At 51.3% G+C, this 22,683-nt stretch carries 18 protein-coding genes; 6 read left to right on the top strand and 12 right to left on the bottom strand.

The features are described 5' to 3' along the window. The first annotated feature begins 9 nt into the window (after positions 1-9). The 3 genes from MT962_RS13480 to MT962_RS13470 are packed head-to-tail and all read left to right on the top strand — an operon-like array spanning position 10 to position 4,926. Entirely contained in the window at positions 10-1,680 is a 1,671-nt protein-coding gene (locus tag MT962_RS13480) for a polysaccharide biosynthesis/export family protein (protein ID WP_024556397.1), read from the top strand. Positions 1,681-1,692: 12 nt separating this feature from the next. Then, positions 1,693-3,714, top strand: coding sequence for a capsular polysaccharide biosynthesis protein (locus tag MT962_RS13475; RefSeq protein ID WP_247365854.1), 2,022 nt, complete (start codon positions 1,693-1,695; stop codon positions 3,712-3,714). A 15-nt stretch (positions 3,715-3,729) separates the two neighbouring features. Then, positions 3,730-4,926: a capsular biosynthesis protein gene (locus MT962_RS13470; RefSeq protein WP_247365853.1), complete on the top strand. Its 1,197-nt coding sequence runs from the start codon at positions 3,730-3,732 to the stop codon at positions 4,924-4,926. Between the two features lie 10 nt (positions 4,927-4,936). On the opposite strand, the gene MT962_RS13465 is transcribed toward MT962_RS13470, so the two are convergent. The 6 genes from MT962_RS13465 to MT962_RS13440 all read right to left on the bottom strand — a co-directional run bounded on the left by MT962_RS13465 (position 4,937) and on the right by MT962_RS13440 (position 12,288). After that, positions 4,937-6,115, bottom strand: a complete 1,179-nt coding sequence (locus tag MT962_RS13465; RefSeq protein ID WP_247365852.1) for a DUF6270 domain-containing protein — start codon at positions 6,113-6,115, stop codon at positions 4,937-4,939. Continuing rightward, entirely contained in the window at positions 6,112-8,409 is a 2,298-nt protein-coding gene (locus tag MT962_RS13460; protein ID WP_247365851.1) for a CDP-glycerol glycerophosphotransferase family protein, read from the bottom strand. The genes MT962_RS13465 and MT962_RS13460 overlap by 4 nt, the downstream gene beginning before the upstream one ends. A gap of 284 nt (positions 8,410-8,693) precedes the next feature. Continuing rightward, positions 8,694-9,500: a stealth family protein gene (locus MT962_RS13455; RefSeq protein ID WP_247365850.1), complete on the bottom strand. Its 807-nt coding sequence runs from the start codon at positions 9,498-9,500 to the stop codon at positions 8,694-8,696. Positions 9,501-9,546: 46 nt separating this feature from the next. Next, on the bottom strand, positions 9,547-10,227 hold the full coding sequence (locus tag MT962_RS13450; protein WP_024556403.1) for an ABC transporter ATP-binding protein: 681 nt from the start codon (positions 10,225-10,227) through the stop codon (positions 9,547-9,549). Next, complete coding sequence (locus MT962_RS13445) at positions 10,224-11,000, bottom strand: ABC transporter permease (protein ID WP_247365848.1); 777 nt, start codon at positions 10,998-11,000, stop codon at positions 10,224-10,226. The genes MT962_RS13450 and MT962_RS13445 overlap by 4 nt, the downstream gene beginning before the upstream one ends. Positions 11,001-11,382: 382 nt before the next feature. Next, on the bottom strand, positions 11,383-12,288 hold the full coding sequence (locus MT962_RS13440; RefSeq protein WP_247365846.1) for a LysR family transcriptional regulator: 906 nt from the start codon (positions 12,286-12,288) through the stop codon (positions 11,383-11,385). 118 nt (positions 12,289-12,406) lie between these two features. Between MT962_RS13440 and MT962_RS13435 the strand changes: the two genes are divergently transcribed. Further along, on the top strand, positions 12,407-13,408 hold the full coding sequence (locus tag MT962_RS13435) for a zinc-binding alcohol dehydrogenase family protein (RefSeq protein WP_247365844.1): 1,002 nt from the start codon (positions 12,407-12,409) through the stop codon (positions 13,406-13,408). A 107-nt stretch (positions 13,409-13,515) separates the two neighbouring features. Here the strand turns inward: MT962_RS13435 and nadR are convergent, their stop codons facing one another. The 3 genes from nadR to serB all read right to left on the bottom strand — a co-directional run bounded on the left by nadR (position 13,516) and on the right by serB (position 17,219). Next, complete coding sequence (gene nadR / locus MT962_RS13430) at positions 13,516-14,748, bottom strand: multifunctional transcriptional regulator/nicotinamide-nucleotide adenylyltransferase/ribosylnicotinamide kinase NadR (RefSeq protein ID WP_024556407.1); 1,233 nt, start codon at positions 14,746-14,748, stop codon at positions 13,516-13,518. Positions 14,749-14,853: 105 nt separating this feature from the next. Beyond that, positions 14,854-16,236, bottom strand: coding sequence for a DNA repair protein RadA (radA, locus tag MT962_RS13425; RefSeq protein WP_024556408.1), 1,383 nt, complete (start codon positions 16,234-16,236; stop codon positions 14,854-14,856). 11 nt (positions 16,237-16,247) lie between these two features. Next, entirely contained in the window at positions 16,248-17,219 is a 972-nt protein-coding gene (gene serB / locus MT962_RS13420; protein ID WP_024556409.1) for a phosphoserine phosphatase, read from the bottom strand. Between the two features lie 106 nt (positions 17,220-17,325). Between serB and MT962_RS13415 the strand changes: the two genes are divergently transcribed. Next, entirely contained in the window at positions 17,326-17,988 is a 663-nt protein-coding gene (locus tag MT962_RS13415) for a YtjB family periplasmic protein (protein WP_024556410.1), read from the top strand. A gap of 75 nt (positions 17,989-18,063) precedes the next feature. After that, the gene (gene lplA, locus MT962_RS13410; RefSeq protein ID WP_247365843.1) at positions 18,064-19,080 is read left to right on the top strand and encodes a lipoate--protein ligase LplA; all 1,017 of its coding nucleotides are present in this window, start codon (positions 18,064-18,066) and stop codon (positions 19,078-19,080) included. Positions 19,081-19,258: 178 nt separating this feature from the next. Here lplA and deoD read toward each other — a convergent pair whose 3' ends face one another. Genes deoD through deoA form a run of 3 tightly spaced genes read right to left on the bottom strand, consistent with a single transcriptional unit; the run spans position 19,259 to position 22,635 of the window. Further along, positions 19,259-19,978 (bottom strand): purine-nucleoside phosphorylase, encoded by a 720-nt coding sequence (deoD, locus tag MT962_RS13405; protein WP_004857662.1) that lies wholly within the window; start codon positions 19,976-19,978, stop codon positions 19,259-19,261. Between the two features lie 58 nt (positions 19,979-20,036). Further along, positions 20,037-21,260, bottom strand: a complete 1,224-nt coding sequence (deoB, locus tag MT962_RS13400; RefSeq protein WP_247365842.1) for a phosphopentomutase — start codon at positions 21,258-21,260, stop codon at positions 20,037-20,039. Between the two features lie 52 nt (positions 21,261-21,312). Then, entirely contained in the window at positions 21,313-22,635 is a 1,323-nt protein-coding gene (gene deoA, locus MT962_RS13395; RefSeq protein ID WP_247365841.1) for a thymidine phosphorylase, read from the bottom strand. Positions 22,636-22,683 lie beyond the last annotated feature (48 nt).

Below are 22,683 nucleotides of genomic sequence, written 5' to 3'. Positions count from 1 at the left end.
GAGATAGTTATGAAATTACGTAAAACAGGGACGCTTTTCCTGCTGCTGACGGCCACCAGCGTCAACGCAGTCGATCTCACAGCAGACCCTGCCCTGACTGGCGCGGCGCCATTCCCGGCCTTGTTGGCCGCCGCCAGTACGCAGAGCAGCGCCGAGGGGTTTGATAATACCCCGGCTCCCGCCGCGCCCGCACCGTTGAGCCGTATGTTCGGCGCGCAGCTTTTTACGGCGCCGGGCGCCGACAGCGGAACGGGCATCGGTTTCAACCCTAACTACATCATTGGCCTTGGCGACACCGTGCAGGTGCGTCTGTGGGGCGCGTTCGTTTACGACGGCACGCTGACCGTCGATCCGAAAGGCAATATCTTCCTGCCCAATGTCGGGCCGCTGAAGGTCGCAGGCATCACTAACGGCCAGCTCAACACGCTGGTGACTAACCGGGTAAAAGAAGTCTATCAGGCGAACGTTAATGTCTACGCTTCGCTCCTGCAGGCGCAGCCGGTGAAGGTGTTTGTCACAGGCTATGTTCGCACCCCGGGGCTGTACGGCGGCGTCGCTTCCGATTCCCTGCTTTCGTACCTGAACAAAGCAGGCGGCGTGGACAGCGAGCGCGGCAGCTATGTAGATATCACCGTCAAGCGCGGCCAGAAGGTACGCTCGCACGTCAACCTGTATGATTTCCTGCTCAACGGCAGCCTTGGTCTTTCTCAATTTTCCGAGGGCGACACCATTGTAGTCGGGCCGCGCCAGCATACTTTCAGCGTTGAAGGGGATGTCTTTAACGGCTATGACTTTGAGTTTGAAGATGGCGCCATTCCGGTCACTGAGGCGTTGAAATGGGCGCGGCCGAAACCCGGCGCTACGCACGTTACCCTGATTCGCCAGCAAGGCGCGATGAAGCAAAGCGAGTATTTCCCGATCAGCAGCGCGGCAGGGCGTACGCTGCAGGACGGTGACAGAATGGTGATAAGCTCAGACCGGTATGCAGGGACGATTCAGGTGAGGATCGAAGGGGCGCACTCCGGCGAGCATGCCATGGTGTTGCCTTATGGCGCCTCTATGCGTCAGGTGCTTGCAAAGATCCGCCCGAACGCGATGTCGCAACTTGGCGCCATCCAGCTTTACCGTAAATCGGTCGCCATAAGGCAGAAAGAGATGCTGGATCTCGCCTTGCAGAAACTGGAGCAAGCCTCACTCTCCGCCCAGTCTTCCACCCAGGAAGAGGCGCGTCTGCGCATGCAGGAAGCGCAGCTTGTCAGCCGCTTTGTCGCTAAAGCGCGCACCGTCGTGCCCAAAGGCGAAGTTGTTCTTAACGAAAGCAACCTCGACCAGGTACTGCTGGAAGATGGCGATGTGATAACGATTCCCGAGAAAACGTCACTGGTGATGGTGCATGGCGAAGTGCTCTTCCCGAACGCCGTTAGCTGGCAGAAAGGGCTGGATCCGCAGGACTATATCGATAAATGCGGCGGCATGACGCAGAAGTCGGGTAATGCCAAAGTCATTGTGATCCGCCAGAATGGCGCAGCGCTGGACGCTGATGATGTTGATGAGATGCAGCCTGGCGATGAACTGATGGTACTGCCGAAATACGAGACCAAAAACCTTGAAGTTTCTCGCGGTATTTCCACCATTCTTTATCAGTTAGCCGTTGCCGCTAAAGTTATTTTGACGTTGTAATCAGATACGTTTATGGCGACAGGCATTTACTCAAGGGGGATGTGGCGTATCCCCCATCTCGACAGTTTCCTTCTTACGGAGTGCCGGAAGCTCTGTTTATACAGGCGCTTACCCAAAGACATTCATACCATTGCGGTATGGGGTTATCGACCAGGCACAGCACGGGCTGTGAAAAAAAGTCGCCTTGCCAATCTGCCTGTCATTCGTCTGGAAGATGGGTTTATTCGCTCGCTGCGCCCTGGGGTAACAGGTGAAGCGCCGCTTGCGCTGGTTGTAGATGAAGAGGGAATTTATTACGACGCCAGCCGTCCTTCCACGCTTGAGCGCTTAGTTCAGGATAACACGGGCAACCAGTTGCGCATCGCCGAGGCGAAGCAAGCTATCAGCCTTATCCTTAAGCATCAGCTTTCGAAATATAACCACGCGCCTGCCTTTCGTGCCGACAATAGCGAAGAAGCGGTGCTGGTAGTCGATCAGACTCGCAACGATATGGCCGTACGCTACGGCAACGCCGATGCGCTTTCTTTCAGGCGGATGCTGGAGGCTGCGCTGGCGGAAAACCCGCAGGCGAAGGTCTGGGTAAAAATTCATCCGGATGTACTGTGCGGTAAAAAAACAGGCTATCTGACAGGTCTCGAGGCGCATCCGCGGGTACGCATTATTGCCGAAGAGGTTGCTCCGCTTTCGCTGCTTCGCCATGTGCAGCGCGTATATGTTGTGACTTCGCACTATGGTTTTGAGGCTTTGCTTGCCGGTAAGCCTGTAGTTTGCTTTGGACAACCCTGGTATGCGGGTTGGGGCCTGACGGATGACCGCCATCCCCAGGCCGCCACGCTTGCCGCTCGCCGGCAGCCTGCGCCGCTGGAGCATCTTTTCGTAGCCGCCTACTTACGTTACAGCCGTTACATCCATCCGCTTACGGGCCGCCCCGGTACATTGTTTGACGTAATTGATTATCTGCAACGTCAGCGCCAGTTTTGCGCAACGCGCGCTGGCGAACTGTGGGCGCCGGGCTTAACCCTGTGGAAACGGGCGATTCTGACGCCTTTTTTAAAAACGCCTTTTTCCGGGCTGAGTTTTACCAAAGCCAGGCCGCAAACGACCGCTTGCGTGGTCTGGGGCACCAAAGGCGAGCAGCGATGGGAAAGCGCGGCCAGCGCGCGGCGACTGCCCGTCTGGCGTATGGAAGATGGTTTTCTGCGCTCGGTCGGCCTTGGCAGCGACCTCCACGCGCCGCTTTCGCTGGTGCTGGATAAACAAGGCATTTACTACGACGCCACCAGGCCAAGCGACCTGGAGGCGCTGCTGCAACACAGCGAGCTTAACCAGAGCGAAGCTCAACGGGCGAAGCGCCTGCGCCTGCGTCTTACCCAGGCGCGCCTGTGTAAATACAATTTCGGCGAGCCGTGGCGGCTGCCTGAATACGCAAAAAGAGAATCAGTCGTTCTGGTGCCGGGCCAGGTTGAAGACGATGCTTCTCTGCAAACCGGCGCGCCAGGTATCACGACTAACCTTGCGCTGCTACGCGCCGTGCGTCAGGTCCGTCCTGATGCGTTTATCGTTTATAAACCGCATCCGGATGTTTCTTACGGTCATCGCCCCGGACTTATCACGCCGCGGGAAGCGTTGCGCTGGGCGGATGTCATCGCCGAAAAGGCGAATATTATCGACTGCATCCGACAGGCGAATGAAATCCATACCATGACTTCGCTTTGTGGTTTTGAAGGCCTGCTGCACGGCAAAAAGGTGTTTTGCTACGGTTTGCCTTTCTATGCCGGATGGGGGCTGACAACCGATGCTTTTAGCTCTCCCAGGCGCACCCGAGTACTCACGCTCGATGCGCTGGTTTACCAGGCGCTAATCGCCTACCCCACCTATATCCACCCTATCAGCAAAAAGGTTATCGCCGTTGAGGACGCGGTGGATTATCTGATTTGCGCTACTGCCAGGGCGCGCCCTTCACCGGTGCCGCTCGCTCGTTATCTGCGCCTGGTGCGCGAACTGCTGGCTCTCACCTCACTGAAGCATCGCTAACAACGGAACGCCAGCATGAACAGCAACGCCATGAAAACCCTGCTTGCAGGACAACGTTATTTACTGCTGCAGGGACCTATGGGGCCTTTCTTCAGCGAGCTTGCCCGGTGGCTGGAAAGGCAGGGGCGCCAGGCGGTAAACGTTGTTTTCAACGGCGGCGATAAGTTTTATTGCCGCAAAGTAAAAGCTTACGCCTGGCGAAAGACAGCGGCAGAGTTTCCGCAATGGCTGGAAGAAACCTGGCAGGGATATCGTTTTGATACCGTGATTTGCTTTGGCGATTGCCGCCCGCTGCATCAGGCCGCCAGGCAGTGGTCGCAGGCAAATGGGGTACGTTTTCTGGTGTTTGAAGAGGGCTATCTCAGACCACATTACATCACGCTTGAAGAAAATGGCGTTAACGCCTGGTCTTCATTACCTCGGGATGCCGCGTTTTATCGCAATCTGCACGATCTTCCCCCCTTGCAGGCTGAAGAGATCAAAGCCTCCGCTTTCCGGCGTTGCTGGCATGCGGCCGTTTATTATCTGATGGGCAGCTATCATCGTGATGATTTTCCCCATTACCGGCACCACAAATGTTTTTCTCCCTGGTACGAAGCGCGTTGCTGGTGGCGTGCCGGCTGGCGGAAACAGTGGTACAGGCTGCTGGAAAGTAAAATATTGAAGAGATTGGGTAACGAACTTAGTCAGCATTATTATCTGGCAATCCTGCAGGTTTATAACGACAGCCAGGTAAGCCAACACAGTAACTATGGCGATGTAAGGGAGTATATTGAAGAGGTTATCGCTTCTTTTGCCAAAAACGCGCCGCTGCGCGAACACCTTGTGATCAAGCATCACCCGATGGATCGTGGACACCGCATGTATGGCCCGTTAATTAAACGGCTCAGTGATATTTACGGCGTTAGTGATAAGGTAATTTACGTACACGACCTACCGATGCCGCAGTTATTGCATCATGCCAGAGCCGTAGTGACTATTAACAGTACTGCGGGTATCTCTGCGTTGGTACATAAAAAACCCCTGAAGGTCATGGGCCGCGCAATGTATAACATAGACGGCTTAACCTTTCAGGGGCACCTGGACGCGTTCTGGACGTCAGACTTCAAACCCGACGGCGAACTGTTTTGCAAGTTTCACGCTTATTTGAAAACAAGCACACAGATAAATGCGGTTTTTTATAGCAAAAATTATAAATTGTTTTCAAAGTAGTTTACAGAGATTAACCTGGAGTATGGTTTTTGATCTGACGACTGAAATACATATACAGATAATTATTATAATGATAAGGATGCCCCCCCCATTTATGTCGATAATCACAAAACATCATCCAGGGCAAGGGCTCTATAATTTTTATATCTGGATGGGCATCTACAAGAAAGGCTTTAAACAATTGCAGCATTTCGTTGTATTCATTAATCTTGTACCTTGATTCATCAAAGGTCACGATGTCGCTCTCGCGATAGTATATTCTTGTCATTGCCGGTAAAAATATAATTATATTTTTACGGAGACACGACTTGCTCACTTTATTAATAAATTCCGAGAAGTTATCTTTCCATAATTCAAGCTTAAACTGGGAGTAGAACTTGTGAACTGTATCAGGTATGACATGCTTTTTACAGAGTGTCGTCTCGCGATAGTCCCAGGAATTAGTTATTAATGAACCTTTCACTTCGACCAAATCAAAACGCTCATCCATAAAATCCAATAATAACAATCTATTCCGGGCTAATGAATTTGCAATATGTTCAACTGTCTTTTTCTCGAGGTCATAAGTAATGCATTTAGTCAAAAAATTGCTGGGTAATGATGCGGTTCCCTCAGGATATATTACTTTCTTCGACCCAAATGCTGCGATGCTATTTCGACCAATATACTCAATGACATTTAGCTTCAAAGGCGACACGACATTATTTATTTCCATTGAATCTCGTGCAACACAGCTGCCAAGAATCACGACCTCATGTTTATGAAGATGCTCTTCTTTGCCTAAAAGACTCATTGCTCCTGGACTTGAAATATCAATAACGTAAAATTTTCGCGTTATAAAATCCAGAGCACTAACATCATAACTTGAGTCATTTGCCACAACATATATTGATGTATATTCAGGAAACACCGTTAAGAAAGTTGCCAGATTTCTTCGTACATTTAAGGGCAATGACGTAGCAAGTTCAATACTTATAATAACCGAATTAATATTAGTAATACCATTAGCAATTTCACAAAAATCACGCACTGTTTGAGTATTTTCAATGAAGACATTGCTCACCTTAGGTAGTTGAAATAAAAGGTGTAAAATGTCAGCAGAAAACGAGTAGTCAACTCCATAGCCCCGGCTTGCGATAAATTCTTTAACCGCTTCATTTTCATTGCCTATTAATAATGTTTTGTTCATTTCTCACCTTCAATTAACTGGAGAACTCTCCTGCTATTATTATTATCCCTATAGGAAAAGAATTTGTTTGCAGCTTTAACATATCGAGAAGAGGGTTGACAATTATTATCAAGAAGATTTTTCAACTCATCTATTAAAGAATCTAACGTCTTTGTCACAGGCCCGGGAAACTCAGTTAATGGACAAATCAATGGCCCACCACGAGTAGCAAAAAAACGAGCAGAATCGAATTGATAATATATCACTGGTTTTTTCTGATATAGCACATCGAAAGAAGCAGAGGAATAGTCCGTAATCATCAGATCGCAAGCAATAATTAGTTCCTGAACATTGATTTCCTGAATACACAAAAATTCAATATTAGAAAAGTTTCTTTTGAAATTATCAATATGTTTTTTAAGTTGGTGATGAATGCAAATATTCATCTTATAGTTATATTTGGCAAGTAATTCATTTATATCTTTCGACAAAAAAAGCTCTGTGAGTTTTTTGTAAAACTCGGATTTAATGAAAGCATCATCATTAGTATTTGTCAGCCATTCACGCCATGTTGGCATAAAAAGTATGCTGCGATGTTTTTTATCATTATTTTTAGGAAGATAATCAAATCTGGTCAACCCGGTTACAGCGATTTCATTTTTCAAGAAACCAAATTGCCGTTGCAATAACTTCTCTTCATAAGTTGAACTTACCACAAACTTATCTGGCAGCTCATGTCTGCGTAACATTGAGTTACGATCATAATAGCCTTTAGCTCTACTGGTAGCGAATATACCGTGCTGTAAAAATATTTTCTTTTTATGGGAATGCTCTTTATGTACGTCTGACCAATGATGAAAAACATCCCTTAAGCTATCGCTATATACGTAAGTAGATGCTTTGTTAAAATAAATAAAATGCTTTAAAGAACCATAATGTAATACATTAGGCAAGCCAGCCAAATTACTTGTAGTGGTCGCTTTTTTATTTATCACATAATAAAAATTATTTTTTGTTTTAGTTTGGCATGCTTTTTTAAAGAGAAAATAACTCGTATCATTAGCTGTTTGGCCTAATCTCTCTCCAACAAGAACGACATTTTCGGTCTTTATAAATTTACTTAAAAATTGAGAAATCTTATACTTTATTACCCATTTGGATAGATTAAATGGTTTTAAAGCCTTTCTCTTATAGTAATTAATCTTCCTTAATCTATTATTTTTTCTAAGCGCAACATAGTCATGAACGATAAACTCATTATTTAGAGCAATACCTTTCCTTAAGCAACTTCTTTTAAGCTGCTTATTGAACACTCGATGCGTTTCCGAATAAAATGAATAATATATCAAATTCATCACTAAACGGCGCTGAGAGGTAAAAATATTAATAATATCTAAGCCAATGTGCTCTCTAAAAAAGACGCCTAGCGCTTTGTATATTTTTTTACAGTCGGCGAAAGATTTTTCTTGTGAATATTTTTCAAGACGGTAAAGTATTCCTTTAATTACAAATAACTTTGCTAGCCTGGTTTGTCTCTCTGGCAATTTAAATTGGTAAGTAAGTTTATATACTTCTATAAAATCATAGAATACTTTCTCGTTAACTACTTGTGTGCAGGAAGGGTTATCCTCATCTTCACGAGCACGATACAAGTAGGTTATATCAGGTGAAGAAGAAATATGGTTAGCATGAAACATGGCATTTAAGACAAAGATCCAATCTTCACCAATTTTAATACCTAAAGGAAATCTAACATGGTGTTTTAAAAGCAAGCTTTTTTTGTATAATTTCGCTACAGGCCCGGGTGTATTCATCAATATTGAACGATGAGAAAATTTGACCTGCCTAAAACATGAACTAGCAACCTCGGCATGATCATCAATAAACCAACTTCTTCGACTGTTAAAGGCTTTGCAATGTGTTATAACAACATCCGAGCCCGTATTTATTGAAAGCTTATAAAGCGAGGATAGCGCACCAGGGGGTAAAAGATCATCTGAATCCAGGAAATAGATATACTCCCCCCTGGCCACTTCAATACCATTATTGCGGGCTACGGACTGGCCAGCATTTTCTTGGTGAATAGCTATAATATTTGCATAGTTATTAGCATATTCATTAATAATTTTACCACTGGAATCACGCGAACCGTCATTTACTAATATGATCTCTATAACATTGACGGCATTTATTCCTTTAATATTTTGCGCAAGGACAGAATCAATACACTCGGCAAGATATTTCTCTGTATTATAAATAGGTATAATAACCGAAATTAGATAGTTCGTTCCGTTTACTATCTTATCAACATTCATGTTAGCTTACTCAATTAAATCGTTTAGATTTTTCTTTAACAGGAAATCATAATCTTTAAGTGCAGTATTCTTTGAATTGAAATCATTAGCACAAATAGAATGAGGATAAAAGCGTCGTTTTTTTTCTTGTGATAACGCACTATACACTCCCCGAGCTGCAGGAGAGCGGATATTAAAATAATAGCATATGTCACGAGATTGTACGGCCAGGCCTTTAAAATAAGTAAACCATGGCACCAGAAAAGTAGCAAGATTGAGGTCATTATTATTTCTAAACTTATTTTTTAAAAAATCTCAATCTCCTCACTATATGTTTTCCATACCTGTTCATACATGCTCTTTTTAAGAGGAACGTAAGTATGAACTAATGGGTTGTTTACAGTCGACTGAAAATCTCTTTCCAGCAGGTCAATACTACGCAAAGAGGCACTTAGCGTCGGCGTTTGAACCCCCTGCTTGACCATTTGGTTAATATTTTTTAATGATATAAAGAGCGAAGCTATTCCATTACTTTTAAAGAAATGCCCTGCTGGCAAAGGCCTTGCCACAAACACATCATCATTGAAATAAATAAAATTTTCACTTAGTGAAGGGATTTTATGTAAAAAAGCCTCTATCACATGTGAGTTGAACGTGGGCAGATAATTTTGCGGAATAATATCTTTATGATCAATTATAGTTATGTTGCTAAATTCATTAATCCAACGAGGCTGTTGTGCATCAGTAACTATATAAATGTTATTAACCCAAGGTAAATTCTTTACTATGCTTTTTAAGGCATAATAAATTTCATCGTGATTTTTAAAACGTGACTCATCCTGCGAATAATTTCCTTCGGCAAGATAAGTAATTTTCTTGAATTTTTCAAACTTTGACTGCCAGACCGGGTCTGTGTTATCAACCCAAGTAAAAACCACATCTATAGGAAAATCATTCGACATTAATGATTCAAGCATTAAGTCATTTTTTATAAGAATATACTCTTCCTCTTCAGGGCATTTAATCTCGTTCCTGACTACTGGGTATCGTTTGTTGAAATAATCTCTAAAAAATAAAGATGGATGCTTAAATAGTTTTTGAATCCGTTTCATATGTTATCTCCTTAACTTTTTAAGTAACAACTACAATCAGCACGCATCATCCATTGATGGCTATAATTTTTTCGTTAACTAAATATGCGTCTATCGCTTCTTGTACGTCATTATAAATAGTTACTTTCGCTTCTCTTGTTATATATAAAGCAATATCGCAATAACTTTTTAGCGTTTCCATACTATGAGAAACCATCAAAAATGAAGAATCTTTATGCCGTTCTTCAAAAATTTGCTGGCACTTCGCTTTAAACCTCGCATCCCCCACAGACGTCACTTCATCAACCAGATAATAGTCAAATTTAAACGCCATGCTCAGCCCAAAACTGAGCCGGGAACGCATGCCGGACGAGTAGGTCTTAATAGGCATATCAAAGTAGTTGCCAAGCTCAGCAAACTCCTCGACAAAAGCCACCTTCTCTTTCAGCTCCGCTTTACTGGCGTAGAGGCGAGCCACAAATTTTACGTTCTCCCGCCCTGTCAGGCTTCCCTGAAAACCGCCGGAAAGCCCCACCGGCCAGGAGATTGAGCGTTGGGAAACAATGCGCCCACAGTCAGGCTTATCAATACCGCCTATCATGCGCAATAAAGTGGATTTACCTGCCCCATTGCGGCCAATCAGCGCCACACTTTTCCCGGCGGGCAGTTCAAGGTTGAGATCTTTAAATACATAGTGCCTGCCGTTCGGCACGCGATAAGACTTGGTAAGGTTTTCAATTTTAATCATGAGGTCAACATCGCCTCTTCACGGCTGCGGTAAAGCAGTAGTCCAACAAACAGCACAATCAGCGTGCTAAAAGCGAGATAAGCGAGGCTTGCGCCCTCGCTCTGGTAGTTAATAGCCAGCGACTCGCGGGCAAGCTCCACCACATGAAGCAACGGGTTCCAGAGAAGCCAGCCCCAATACTCTTCAGGCACCGCATTCAGCGGAAACATAATGCAGGAGATGAAATAAAGCGGCTTGATAATAACAGGAAGAAATTTTTCCATTTCTGGAAAAGCATTACCCACGACCATGACGATTAACCCCAGGCCGAAAGAGAAGACAACCAGCAGGAATCCTACGGTGCAAAGCTCAATAAGATTAATTTTATCAATAACTTCCCCATTCAGCAGCAACAACGCCATTAACAGAAAATACACCATGGTATAAATAAATGTTTCCAGAACAGCGCGTGCAATAACAGTATCGACAGGCTTTACCGGGCGATAGTTGAATAACCCCTGGTTTGCCTCAAAAGCATTAATGGACCGCGTGGCGATGTTGCTGAACAAGAAATAGGGAATGAGTCCGTTAAGCAAGAAAACGGGGAAAGAAATATCGGACATTGCCCGTTGCATCACATAGTCAAAAACAACCCATAGTACGAACAAATGCAGGACGGGCTCCAGCAATGCCCAACAGTAGCCGAGTCGGTATTTACCAAAACGGGTTTTAATCTCACGCAAAAATAGCGCAATCACTGTTGATTTCTGAATGTGAAATCCTTTTCTTATCATAAACATAATCCGTATTTAAGAAGGGCCGCGCAGGCTACCGCACAGGCAATGACGCATCCGCCACCGCCTGCAGGCAATGAATTAAGTCAATTTTTCGTTAAGAGGAGTAAAACTGCGCCTGAGGAGTTATGCTGCATTGCGCAACATTCATAAATAAAAAATATAATCCATGGGATTATATTGATTCAGGCAATACTCATTTCCACTATGCGGGCAAAAAGATAACGCTAATCCTTTATTCAGGCAATAACTAAGAAGAGTCTTATTCACCTGAATGATTAATAATAAACAAAGCAGAATATAACCCTGGCAAAAAAATATATACGCCAAGCCATGGCGTATTAATTTATCAGGATCTGCCTTTTTCTATCCCCTATTAAAATTAACTATTTATTTCCATATAAAAATGCCTTACTTCATCGGAGCGCAGGACAAAATCTATATAACGCATTAATGCCGGCGAATTGAGCTTACGCCCTGGATAGATAAGCCAGAGATCGTTGCCCGCGACCTGCCACTGCGGCAGTACAGGCGCCAGCAGCCCCTTCTCAAGGTTATCTTCCAGTAAGAAAGCGGGAAGTAACGTTATGCCCGCTCCGGCAATGGCGCTGCCGCGGGCATAAAGCAGGTTATCGGTCTGGTGAGCGGGGTTCAGCAGGCAAAGATAGTCTTCGTTTTCTCGCTGAAACAGCCATTGCGACCAGGCTTTATGCACAATGCAGCGGTGTTCAACCAACTGGCTCGGGTGGGTAATCGGCGCGTAGCGAGCCAGATAATCGGGCGAGGCGAGCAGATAGCGCGGGCAGTGGCCAATCATCCGCCCCACTAGCGAGGAGTCCTGCGGCTTACCGGTCCGTAAGGCCACATCGAACCCCTCTTCCACCAGATCCAGCACGTCATCCGAAACGCACACGTCCAGCGAAACATCAGGATAGCGGGCCTGAAACTGCGCGTTCATGTGCGCCAGCAGCGTAGCGCCAATTCCCGCCGGACAAGTGATGCGCAGCCTGCCGCTTGGGTTATCGCGCAGGCGCTGCACCGCCAGTTCCGCCCGTTCGCTTGCCGCCAGCATCTCACGACAGTGCACCAGATAATGCTCGCCCGCGAAAGTCAGGTTGAGCTTGCGGGTGGTTCGGTTGAGCAGCCGCAGCCCTATCTGGCTTTCAAGCTGACTGATGCGCTGGCTGACGCTCGACTTAGGCAGCCCCGCTTTGGCAGCCGCTGCGGTAAAACTGCCGGTTTCCGCCACCAGGGCAAACAGGGCCATATCCTGCAGCTGTTTAAACATGATTGTTCATCCTGTATGAACACTTCGTTCGGGATTGTCCATCTTATCACCCGCATCGTCGGCGCGTAGTCTACATTCATCAAGTCACGTACTTCACCGTCTCTATGAGGAGTTCCTTATGTCCGTTAAATCCATTGCCGTTAACCCGCAGGATCCGAACAGCTTTATTGAAATCACCTCCGGGATGCCGCAACCTGGCGACTACGATCTGCTGGTTGAAGTAAAAGCGGTATCCATCAACCCGGTGGATACGAAGGTTCACGCCGGTCTGCAAAAAAATGGCCTGCAGGAGCCGCGCGTGCTGGGGTGGGATGCCAGCGGCGTTGTGAAAGCCGTGGGCAGCAAAGTGAACGGTTTCAAAACCGGCGACGAAGTCTATTACGCAGGCGATATTACGCGCCCCGGCAGCAATACGACGCATCAGCTGATTGACGCTCGCATCGTGGGGCATAAACCGGGCACGCTGGACTGGGCGGCTGCCGCATCCATCCCTTTAACCGCGCTGACAGCCTGGGAAGGATTGTTTGAACGCCTGAATATTCAGGACGCGGCGGAGGATAAAACGCTGCTGATTATCGGCGGCGCAGGCGGCGTGGGTTCGCTCGCCATTCCCTTTGCCCGTCACCACAGCAAAGTAAAAATCATCGCCACCGCCTCACGCGAAGATTCCGCGCAGTGGTGTCGCGACCGCGGCGCCGATCTGGTAGTGAACTATCACGATCTGCCGGGCGAGCTGGCGAAACATGAGATTAAGTTCGTCGATTATATCTTTATCCTCAACGATACTGACGGCCACTGGGAGGCAGTAAGCCAGCTGATCGCGCCGCAGGGCCATATCTGCACCATTGTTGAAAACAAACATCCGTTAAATCAGGATGCGCTAAAATCGAAATCCGCAGCGCTGCACTGGGAGTTTATGTATACCCGCAGCATGTACCAGACCGCCGATATGGCGCGCCAGGGCGAGATTTTAGATAACGTCGCGAAGCTTGTGGATGAGGGTGTGGTGGAAAGCGCGCTGAGCGAAACGCTGCACGGGCTTAGCGTGGAAAGCATCGCTGAAGCGCATGCGAAAGTGCTCGAAGGCCATATGCGCGGCAAGGTCGTGGTGGCGTTTTAAGGTTCAAAAATAAGAGCCCGCCCTGTTTAAAGGGCGGGCTCTATTTTCAGATGGCGGGTGATGCTTCGCTTACCCGCCACAGAAAAGCCGGACGGCGTAAAGCGCCGCTATACTTGCTCGCCCATGAGTTGCTTAACGAGTTCGACGCAGCGCAGAAAACGGGCGTCATAATCCGCTTCTTCAACATGCACAAAATCGACATTGTTCGCTTCCAGCATCGACACCAGCATGGTTTGAAACTCCTTACGGTCTACCGAACTGCCAAGGCTTCTTAACCCATCGGCCACCCAGGGCGTGTTGTTTTCCAGCAGGATAACCAGGTCGAAGCGGTACTCGTCTATCAGCGCCTGCACAAAGGGGTGCTCCCTCCCCTCATATTTCTTACAGAACGCCTGCGTGGTGACGAAATCCGTGTCGACAAACGCCACCTTGTTGGCGTATTTCACTGCAAAATCAATGTACTGCGCGTGGCCGAGGGCGATTTTATCGTAATCGGAATATTGCAGCGCCATCTCGTCGCCGCCCAAATGCGAAAAGACATAATCGCGGCCATACTCCCAGGCGCTGGTGGTGTTGAAAATATTGGCGAGCTTATTCACCAGCGTCGATTTGCCGCTTGATTCCCCGCCCAGTATCGCCACCGTGCGCACGAAGAAAGGTTTTACCTCGGTAGGAATGTATTCCCAGTAGCGGAACGGGTTTTCGCGGATCTGCGCGCCGCTGATGTTCATAAACGTGCGTTTCGGGTCGATAAGCACCGTCTCAATGCCAAGGTGCTCGCGATACTGCGGCGCATCCGCCTCTTCTGAGGTGTAAACCCGGTCGGGATGGATGCCCTTTTCTTCAAGAAACGCCTTAATGCCGTTGCTCCAGACATCCCAGCCGTGTGGGTACGGCTCCATGTCCTCTTCGTTAAAGGCGTGAATGCGAATATTCTTTTGATACTTGAAGGTTTGCAACAGCCAGCGCAGGCGGTCAGGCACGGTGGGCTGTTGCGACATGGCGCTCTCTTCGAACAGCTGACGGTCGCGTTTTTCGTCAAAGCCCATAATGATGTGCAGCTCATCCACCTGGCTACAGGCGCGCTGGATAAGATAAATATGGCCGGTATGCAGCGGGTAAAACTTACCGAAGACCACACCGACGCTTTTTTGCAGGCGGGGAAATTCCAGCCCGAGAAAGCGATGCAGCGCCTCAAGCTTCTGGGCGCTGGGGCTTTTGATTTTGGCGTTCAGGAGCTGGCTTAAATAACCCTTGGTCATGCCGCAAGCTTCCGCGACTTCCTGCAAGGTGCAGCCCTTTTGACGGATCGCGGTTTTAAGATAGTCGAATGATGACACAAGAGCCTCCTGCTGAATGGTCGTGCCGGAAAATAATGGCTGAATATACAGAACGCAGTAAGGCGGGTCAGCAGCATGCCACCCGCCAAAACATGAGCTTATGGATTATAGGTCGTCGAAGACGGCTAATGCATCCGACAGTTTTTTCACGCCAAAGATTTTCATCCCTTCCGGCACTTTTTTCGGCACGTTGGCCGCGGGCACAATGGCGCGACGAAAGCCGTGCTTCGCCGCCTCGGAGATGCGTTCCTGGCCGCTCGGCACCGGGCGAATTTCGCCCGCCAGCCCCACTTCACCGAAGACCACCAGGTCCTGCGGCAGCGGACGGTCGCGCAGGCTTGATACCATCGCCAGCAGCAACGCCAGGTCGGCGCTGGTCTCGGTGACTTTTACGCCGCCCACCACGTTGACGAACACATCCTGGTCCGCCATCTGCAAACCGCCGTGGCGGTGCAGCACGGCAAGCAGGATAGCCAGACGGTTTTGCTCAAGCCCCACCGCCACACGACGCGGGTTACCCATCATTGAGTGATCCACCAGCGCCTGAATTTCAACCAGCAGCGGGCGCGTGCCTTCCCATACCACCATCACGGAGCTGCCGGACGTCACTTCATCGCCGCGGCTTAAGAAGATGGCGGAAGGGTTGCTCACTTCGCGCAGCCCCTGCTCGGTCATGGCGAATACACCAAGCTCGTTCACCGCGCCGAAGCGGTTTTTATGGCTGCGCAGGGTGCGAAAGCGGGAGTCGGCGTCGCCATCCAGCAGCACTGAACAGTCGATACAGTGCTCCAGCACTTTCGGACCCGCCAGCGAACCATCTTTGGTAACGTGGCCGACCATAACAATCGCCACGCCGCGCGTTTTCGCAAAGCGCGTCAGGTAGGCTGCGGTTTCGCGCACCTGGGCAACGCTGCCCGGCGACGACTGAATGTCCGCCATGTGCATCACCTGAATGGAGTCGATAACCATCAGCTTCGGCTGCTCTTCTTCCGCAATCTGGCAGATGGTTTCGATGCTCGTCTCAGAAAGCATATTCAGGTTAGTGGTCGGCAGGCCCAGACGGTGGGCGCGCATCGCCACCTGCTGGAGCGACTCTTCGCCAGTCACATACAGCGTTTTCATCTGCTCAGCGAGCTTGCACAGCGTTTGCAGCAGCAGCGTAGATTTACCCGCGCCGGGGTTGCCGCCAATAAGAATGGCGCTGCCGGGCACGACGCCGCCGCCAAGTACACGGTCGAACTCTTTAAAGCCAGTGGAGAAGCGCGGCAGCGCCTCCAGGCTGATTTCAGAGAGCTTCTGGACTTTGGCCGAGCCCGCGCTGCCCGCATAGCCTGCCAGCCGTTCATTGCGCGCCGCTTGCGGCGAGGCGGCGATACGCACTTCCGTGATGGTATTCCAGGCATGACAGGCGCTGCACTGTCCCTGCCAGCGCGGATAGTCCGCACCACACTCATTACACACAAACGCGCGTTTTGGAGCTTTCGCCACCTTTTACCTCTTTATTTCTGGTTCAGGCTGCCTGAAAGAATGCAGAACACCCCCATCAGGTCAGCGTGACGGATAGTCACTTCCGTCTTTTCGTTCACTTTCGGTTTGGCGTGGTAGGCGATGCCCAGCCCCGCCGTCTGGATCATCGGCAGATCGTTGGCGCCGTCGCCAATCGCCACCGTTTGCGCCATCGGGATCTCATACTGCTCTGCCAGCGCTTTAAGCGTCTGCGCTTTAAACTGCGCGTCGACTATCTGGCCGATAACTTCACCCGTCAGCTTGCCGTCGCGGATCTCCAGCTCATTCGCCACCACGGCGGTCAGATGCAGCTTCTCGCGTAAATAGTCGGCAAAGAAGGTGAAGCCGCCGGAAGCGATAGCCACTTTCCAGCCGAGCGACTCAAGCTTTAACACCAGCGACGTCAGCCCCGGCATCAGCGGCAACACGTCACGCACCTGACGCAGGATATCGGCGTCCGCCCCTTTCAGCGTGCCGACGCGGCTGCGCAGGCTGGCGGTGAAATCGAGTTCGCCGCGCATGGCGCGCTCGGTCACTTCCGCCACCTGGTCGCCCGTGCCGGCAAGCTTTGCAATCTCGTCGATACATTCAATCTGGATGGCGGTGGAGTCCATGTCCATCACCAGCAGGCCTGGCGTTTTTAAATGAGGAATTTTACCGAGCGGCGCAACGTCGAAACCGGCTTCGTGCGCAAGGCGGGTAGCGCGCGGCGTCAGCGAACCGGCCAGACGGATCACCTGATAATCTTCCACGCACCAGGCGGTGACGATAACCATCGCCGCGCCCAGTTTACGTTGATATTGGGTCAGCGACTGCTTATTTAAACCCCGTCCATACAGGAGCCAGCCGCTGCGGCCGGCATGATAATCGAGCGGCATCACTTCGTCGCCGCTTAAGGAAAGCGGCAAGCCGGGCCAGTGGGATACGTCGTTCGGCAGGTCGCACCAGGTCAGACTGTTCGGCATTCAAGCTCCTGTAAATATAATCAGGTCGGGACAAAACAACGCATGAGGCTACCTTGTCCGCAGCGCTTCTGGCAACATTAAGATTCACATTTTAAGCAGGTAAATTATGACCCGCGCAAAACTAAAATTTCGGCTGCATCGCGCAGTCATCGTCCTTATCTGTCTCGCCCTGCTGGTGGCCTTAATGCAGGGCGCCTCCTGGTTCAGTCAGAGCCACCAGCGGATGCGCAACGTGCAGCTTGAAGAGCTGGCGCGCACGCTGGCCCGCCAGGTGAGCTTTAGCCTCGCGCCGCTGATGAAAGGGGAAAACCCCGACGAAAAACGCATCACCGCCCTGCTGCGCCAGCTTACCGAGGGAAGCCGCATCCTTGATGCAGGCGTCTATGATGAAGAGGGCGAACTTATCGCCCGCGCCGGCGAAGGCGTGGAGGTGCGCGACCGCCTGGCGCTGGATGGCAAAAAGGCGGGCAGCTACTTTAACGAACAAATCGTCCAGCCAGTACAGGATAAAAGCGGCCCGATTGGCTATTTGCGCATTACGCTTGATACCCATACCCTGCCCACCGAAGCCAAGCAGGTGGATAACACCACCAACATCCTGCGTCTGATGATGCTGCTCGCGCTGGCGATTGGCATTGTGCTGACGCGAACGCTGTTGCAGGGCAAGCGCACTCGCTGGCAGCAATCTCCTTTCCTGCTTACCGCCAGCAAATCGGTCCCGGAAGAGGAGACCAGCGAGAACGATTCGCCGCCGCGCGGCGGCTCGTAAAAGGCCCTTTTTCGCACCGCCCGCGCCGCGCGGGCGTGATAACCTTGCTTTTCATCTTCACGAATGGATATCGCTATGTCTTCTTTGCGTCTGCTGATTTCAGATTCCCAAGACCCGTGGTTCAACCTGGCGGTGGAGGAGTGCATTTTCCGCCAGATGCCTGCGACTCAGCGGGTGCTGTTTCTGTGGCGCAATGCCGATACGGTGGTTATCGGGCGCGCCCAGAACCCCTGGAAAGAGTGCAACACCCGAAGAATGGAAGAGGATAACGTGCGCCTGGCGCGACGCAGCAGCGGCGGCGGCGCGGTCTTCCACGACCTCGGCAACACCTGCTTCACCTTCATGGCGGGCAAGCCGGAATATGACAAAAGCGTCTCCACGGCGATTGTGATTAACGCGCTGGCGACGCTTGGCATTCCGGCGAGCGCTTCGGGGCGTAACGATCTGGTGGTGGCGACAGCGGAAGGCGACCGCAAGATCTCCGGCTCCGCCTACCGGGAGACGATGGATCGCGGTTTCCACCACGGCACGCTGCTACTGAACGCCGACTTAAGCCGTCTCGCCAACTACCTGAACCCGGATAAGAAAAAACTGCAGGCTAAAGGCATCACCTCGGTGCGCGGGCGCGTGGCGAACCTCAACGATCTCTCTCCCGGCATCACCCATGCGCAGGTTTGCGCGGCGGTAACGCAGGCGTTTTTTGACTACTACGGCGAGCAGGCGGCGGCGGAAGTGATTTCGCCGGACGCCGCGCCGGATTTGCCCGGCTTTGCGGAAACCTTTGCTCGCCAGAGTAGCTGGGAGTGGAACTTCGGCCAGGCGCCCGCGTTTACCCATCTGCTTGACGAGCGGTTTACCTGGGGCGGCGTGGAGCTGCATTTCGATGTCGAAAAAGGCCACATCACCCGCACGCAGGTCTTTACCGACAGCCTTAATCCCGCGCCGCTGGAGGCGCTGGCCAATCGTCTGCAGGGCTGTGTTTATCGGCCAGAAGCGCTTAAGCAGGAGTGCGAAACGCTGATTGGCGATTTCCCGGCGCAGGAAGCGGAGTTACGCCAGGTCGCGGAGTGGATTGCGCAGGTGGTGCGCTAGATTTTCACCTCCCCCCTTAAAAGGGCGCTGGAGAAAACCGCGGGCGGGTGCGTTCCGCTTCCCCCTGCAAGGCTACAAATCACGCTTTTACCTCCAGGGCAGGTAAACGGAGCGCCAGTCGTTATCCCGCACCCACAAAAAAGGGCGCCGCAGCGCCCTTTTCACTTCCAGTAAACGCTTACTCTTTATCGCCCAGCAGTACGGATTCCAGCGCGATTTTGATCATGTCGTTGAACGTGGTCTGACGTTCAGCCGCCGTGGTCTGCTCATGGGTACGAATATGGTCGGAAACGGTGCAGATAGTCAGCGCTTTTGCGCCGAACTCCGCCGCCACGCCATAAATGCCCGCTGCTTCCATCTCCACGCCGAGGATGCCGTATTTTTCCATGACGTCGAACATGGACGGGTCCGGCGTGTAGAACAGATCTGCGGAGAAGATATTGCCCACGCGCGCGTCCACGCCCAGCGCTTTCGCCGCGTCCACCGCGTTGCGCACCATGCCGAAATCCGCAATCGCGGCGAAGTCATGGTCTTTAAAACGCAGACGGTTAACTTTGGAGTCGGTGCAGGCGCCCATGCCGATAACGACATCGCGCAGCTTCACATCCGCACGCACCGCGCCGCAGGAGCCGACGCGGATAATTTTTTTCACGCCGAAATCGGTTATCAGCTCTTTGGTGTAGATGGAGCAGGACGGAATGCCCATGCCATGGCCCATCACAGAGATTTTGCGGCCTTTGTAGGTGCCGGTGAAGCCCAGCATGCCGCGCACGTTGTTCACTTCACGCACGTCTTCAAGGAAGGTTTCTGCAATGTGCTTCGCGCGCAGCGGGTCGCCCGGCATCAGCACAACGTCAGCGAAATCGCCCATCTCTGCATTAATGTGTGGGGTAGCCATTTTTATTTTCCTTAACGTTTAAAACAAAAAGCAGGGCGGAATAATCCGCCCCGTAAAATCAGAACATCGCCTTGCCATATTCCATATCAGAGAGGCCAAAATATTTGGCGACGGTCTGACCGATATCGGCGAAGGTTTCACGGTGGCCGAGCGAGCCCGGTTTCACTTTCGGGCCGTAGATCAGTACCGGAATGTGTTCGCGGGTGTGATCGGTGCCTTTCCAGGTCGGGTCGCAGCCGTGGTCGGCGGTAAAGATGATAATGTCATCTTCGCCAACGAGTTCCAGCAACTCCGGCAGACGGCGGTCGAACAGCTCAAGGCCGCCCGCATAACCCGCCACGTCGCGACGGTGGCCCCAGGAGGAGTCAAAATCCACAAAGTTGGTAAAGACGATGGTATTGTCGCCAGCGTCTTTGATCTCTTTGATGGTGGCGTCAAACAATGCGTCAAGACCGGTGGCCTTCACCTTTTTGGTGATGCCCATGTTGGCGTAGATGTCCGCAATTTTACCCACGGAAACCACCTGGCCGCCCTTCTCGTCCACCAGTTTTTTCAGCACGACAGGTGACGGCGGTTCAACCGCCAGGTCGTGGCGGTTGCCGGTGCGCTGGAAGTTACCCGCTTTGTCGCCGACAAACGGACGCGCGATGACGCGGCCAATGTTATAGCCGCCTTCGGTCAGCTCTTCACGGGCGATTTCGCACAGCTTATAGAGCCTGTCGAGGCCAAAGGTCTCTTCATGGCAGGCAATCTGGAAAACCGAGTCGGCGGAGGTGTAGAAAATCGGCTTGCCGGTTTTCATATGCTCTTCGCCCAGCTCATCCAGAATCACGGTGCCGGAAGAGTGGCAGTTGCCGAGATAACCAGGCAGATCCGCACGCTCAACCAGTTTGTCGAGCAGTTCCTGCGGGAAGCTGTTTTTCTCGTCGGTGAAATAGCCCCAGTCGAACAGCACCGGCACGCCGGCGATTTCCCAGTGGCCTGACGGGGTGTCTTTACCGGAAGAGAGTTCATGCGCCCAGGCGTAGGCGCCGGTGATTTCCGCTTCGCCATCCATACCCGCGGGGATAAAACCGGTCGCGCCTTCATGCGCCTTCGCCAGACCCAGTCTGGTCAGATTCGGCAGGTAGAGCGGGCCCTGACGGCCTTTATCCGCCTCGCCCTTCGCGCAGGCCTCGGCGATATGGCCGAGGGTATCGGAACCCGCGTCGCCAAAGCGTTCCGCGTCTTCCGTTGCGCCAATTCCGAAAGAGTCCAGCACCATAATAAATGCACGTTTCATATGTTCTCCGTACCTTTTGCGCTGTAAAAAAGTGATCAGATCAGTATGCCACTTATTGGCTGATTCTGCGATAGACAACCGGCGAGCTTTCCGGTACGGCATCGTTAATTTTGATTGCCGCTTTTACCGCTTCCGCCGCCTGTTTCCAGTTCGCTTCACTGCTGGCGTGAATGATAGCCAGTGGACGCTCGCCATCGACCTTCTCGCCAAGGCGCGCCATGTCGGTGAAGCCGACGCTGTAGTCAATGCGGTCTGAGGCCTGGCGACGACCGCCGCCCATGGCAACCACCGCCATACCGAGCGCGCGGGTGTCCATTTCGCTGACGAAACCGGCGCGGTCGGCGTAAACCGCTTTGCTCAACATCGCGGTCGGCAGGTAGCGATCGTAATTTTCAATAAAATCGCCCGGCCCTTTCTGCGCCGCGACCATACGGCCGAAGATTTCCGCCGCGCTGCCGTTATCCAGCACCGCCTGAAGCTTGCCGCGCGCATCGGCTTCGTCTTTCGCAAGCTGGCCGGAGATGAGCATTTCCACGCACAGCGCCATGGTCACTTCATACAGACGGGGATTGCGGTACTCGCCGGTCAGGAAGCGCACCGCTTCACGCACTTCTACCGCATTACCGGCGCTGGAAGCCAGCACCTGGTTCATGTCGGTAAGCAGCGCCGTGGTGCGCACGCCCGCGCCGTTGGCAACGCCGACAATCGCTTCCGCCAGCTCTTTTGAGAGCTCCCAGGTCGGCATAAACGCCCCGCTGCCGACCTTCACATCCATGACCAGCGCGTCCAGTCCTTCGGCGAGCTTTTTCGCAAGGATAGAGCCAGTAATAAGCGGAATAGAATCGACCGTGGCGGTAATGTCGCGGGTGGCATAAAAGCGCTTGTCGGCAGGCGCCAGCGAGTTGGTCTGGCCGATAATCGCCACGCCGACCTCTTTAATAATCTGACGGAAGCGGTTGTCGTCCGGGAAAATATCGAAGCCCGGAATGGCTTCCAGCTTGTCGAGCGTGCCGCCGGTATGGCCAAGGCCGCGCCCGGAAATCATGGGAATGTAGCCGCCGCAGGCCGCCACCATCGGGCCAAGCATCAGCGAAGTGACATCGCCCACGCCGCCGGTCGAGTGTTTATCAACAATCGGGCCATTCAGGTTAAGGCTCTTCCACTCCAGCACGGTTCCTGAGTCTCGCATCGCCATGGTCAGCGATACGCGTTCCGGCATCGTCATATCGTGAAAGAAAATGGTCATCGCCAGCGCGGCGATTTGCCCTTCGGAAACCGTATTATCGCGAATGCCGTTGATAAAAAAACGAATCTCTTCATCGCTCAGCGGCTGGCCATCGCGTTTTTTTCGAATAATTTCTTGTGCGAGAAACAAGGTAACCCCCTGACGTCATCAGGTTAAAAGCGGCGGTGGCCCGCCGCA

The organism is Franconibacter sp. IITDAS19 (assembly GCF_023079515.1).
Classification (GTDB): domain Bacteria; phylum Pseudomonadota; class Gammaproteobacteria; order Enterobacterales; family Enterobacteriaceae; genus Franconibacter; species Franconibacter pulveris.
Note: the sequence above shows the minus strand (reverse complement) of the source record. Positions and strands in the feature narration are given on the sequence as shown.

Coding starts and splice junctions, on each gene's coding strand:
- MT962_RS13480 (WP_024556397.1), top strand. CDS start 10: ATGAAATTACGTAAAACAGGGACGCTTTTCCTGCTGCTGACGGCCACC.
- MT962_RS13415 (WP_024556410.1), top strand. CDS start 17,326: ATGACCCGCGCAAAACTAAAATTTCGGCTGCATCGCGCAGTCATCGTC.
- MT962_RS13470 (WP_247365853.1), top strand. CDS start 3,730: ATGAACAGCAACGCCATGAAAACCCTGCTTGCAGGACAACGTTATTTA.
- MT962_RS13465 (WP_247365852.1), bottom strand. CDS start 6,115: ATGAACAAAACATTATTAATAGGCAATGAAAATGAAGCGGTTAAAGAA.
- MT962_RS13475 (WP_247365854.1), top strand. CDS start 1,693: ATGGCGACAGGCATTTACTCAAGGGGGATGTGGCGTATCCCCCATCTC.
- MT962_RS13455 (WP_247365850.1), bottom strand. CDS start 9,500: ATGAAACGGATTCAAAAACTATTTAAGCATCCATCTTTATTTTTTAGA.
- MT962_RS13460 (WP_247365851.1), bottom strand. CDS start 8,409: ATGAATGTTGATAAGATAGTAAACGGAACGAACTATCTAATTTCGGTT.
- lplA (WP_247365843.1), top strand. CDS start 18,064: ATGTCTTCTTTGCGTCTGCTGATTTCAGATTCCCAAGACCCGTGGTTC.
- deoD (WP_004857662.1), bottom strand. CDS start 19,978: ATGGCTACCCCACACATTAATGCAGAGATGGGCGATTTCGCTGACGTT.
- MT962_RS13450 (WP_024556403.1), bottom strand. CDS start 10,227: ATGATTAAAATTGAAAACCTTACCAAGTCTTATCGCGTGCCGAACGGC.
- serB (WP_024556409.1), bottom strand. CDS start 17,219: ATGCCGAACAGTCTGACCTGGTGCGACCTGCCGAACGACGTATCCCAC.
- MT962_RS13435 (WP_247365844.1), top strand. CDS start 12,407: ATGTCCGTTAAATCCATTGCCGTTAACCCGCAGGATCCGAACAGCTTT.
- deoB (WP_247365842.1), bottom strand. CDS start 21,260: ATGAAACGTGCATTTATTATGGTGCTGGACTCTTTCGGAATTGGCGCA.
- MT962_RS13440 (WP_247365846.1), bottom strand. CDS start 12,288: ATGTTTAAACAGCTGCAGGATATGGCCCTGTTTGCCCTGGTGGCGGAA.
- MT962_RS13445 (WP_247365848.1), bottom strand. CDS start 11,000: ATGATAAGAAAAGGATTTCACATTCAGAAATCAACAGTGATTGCGCTA.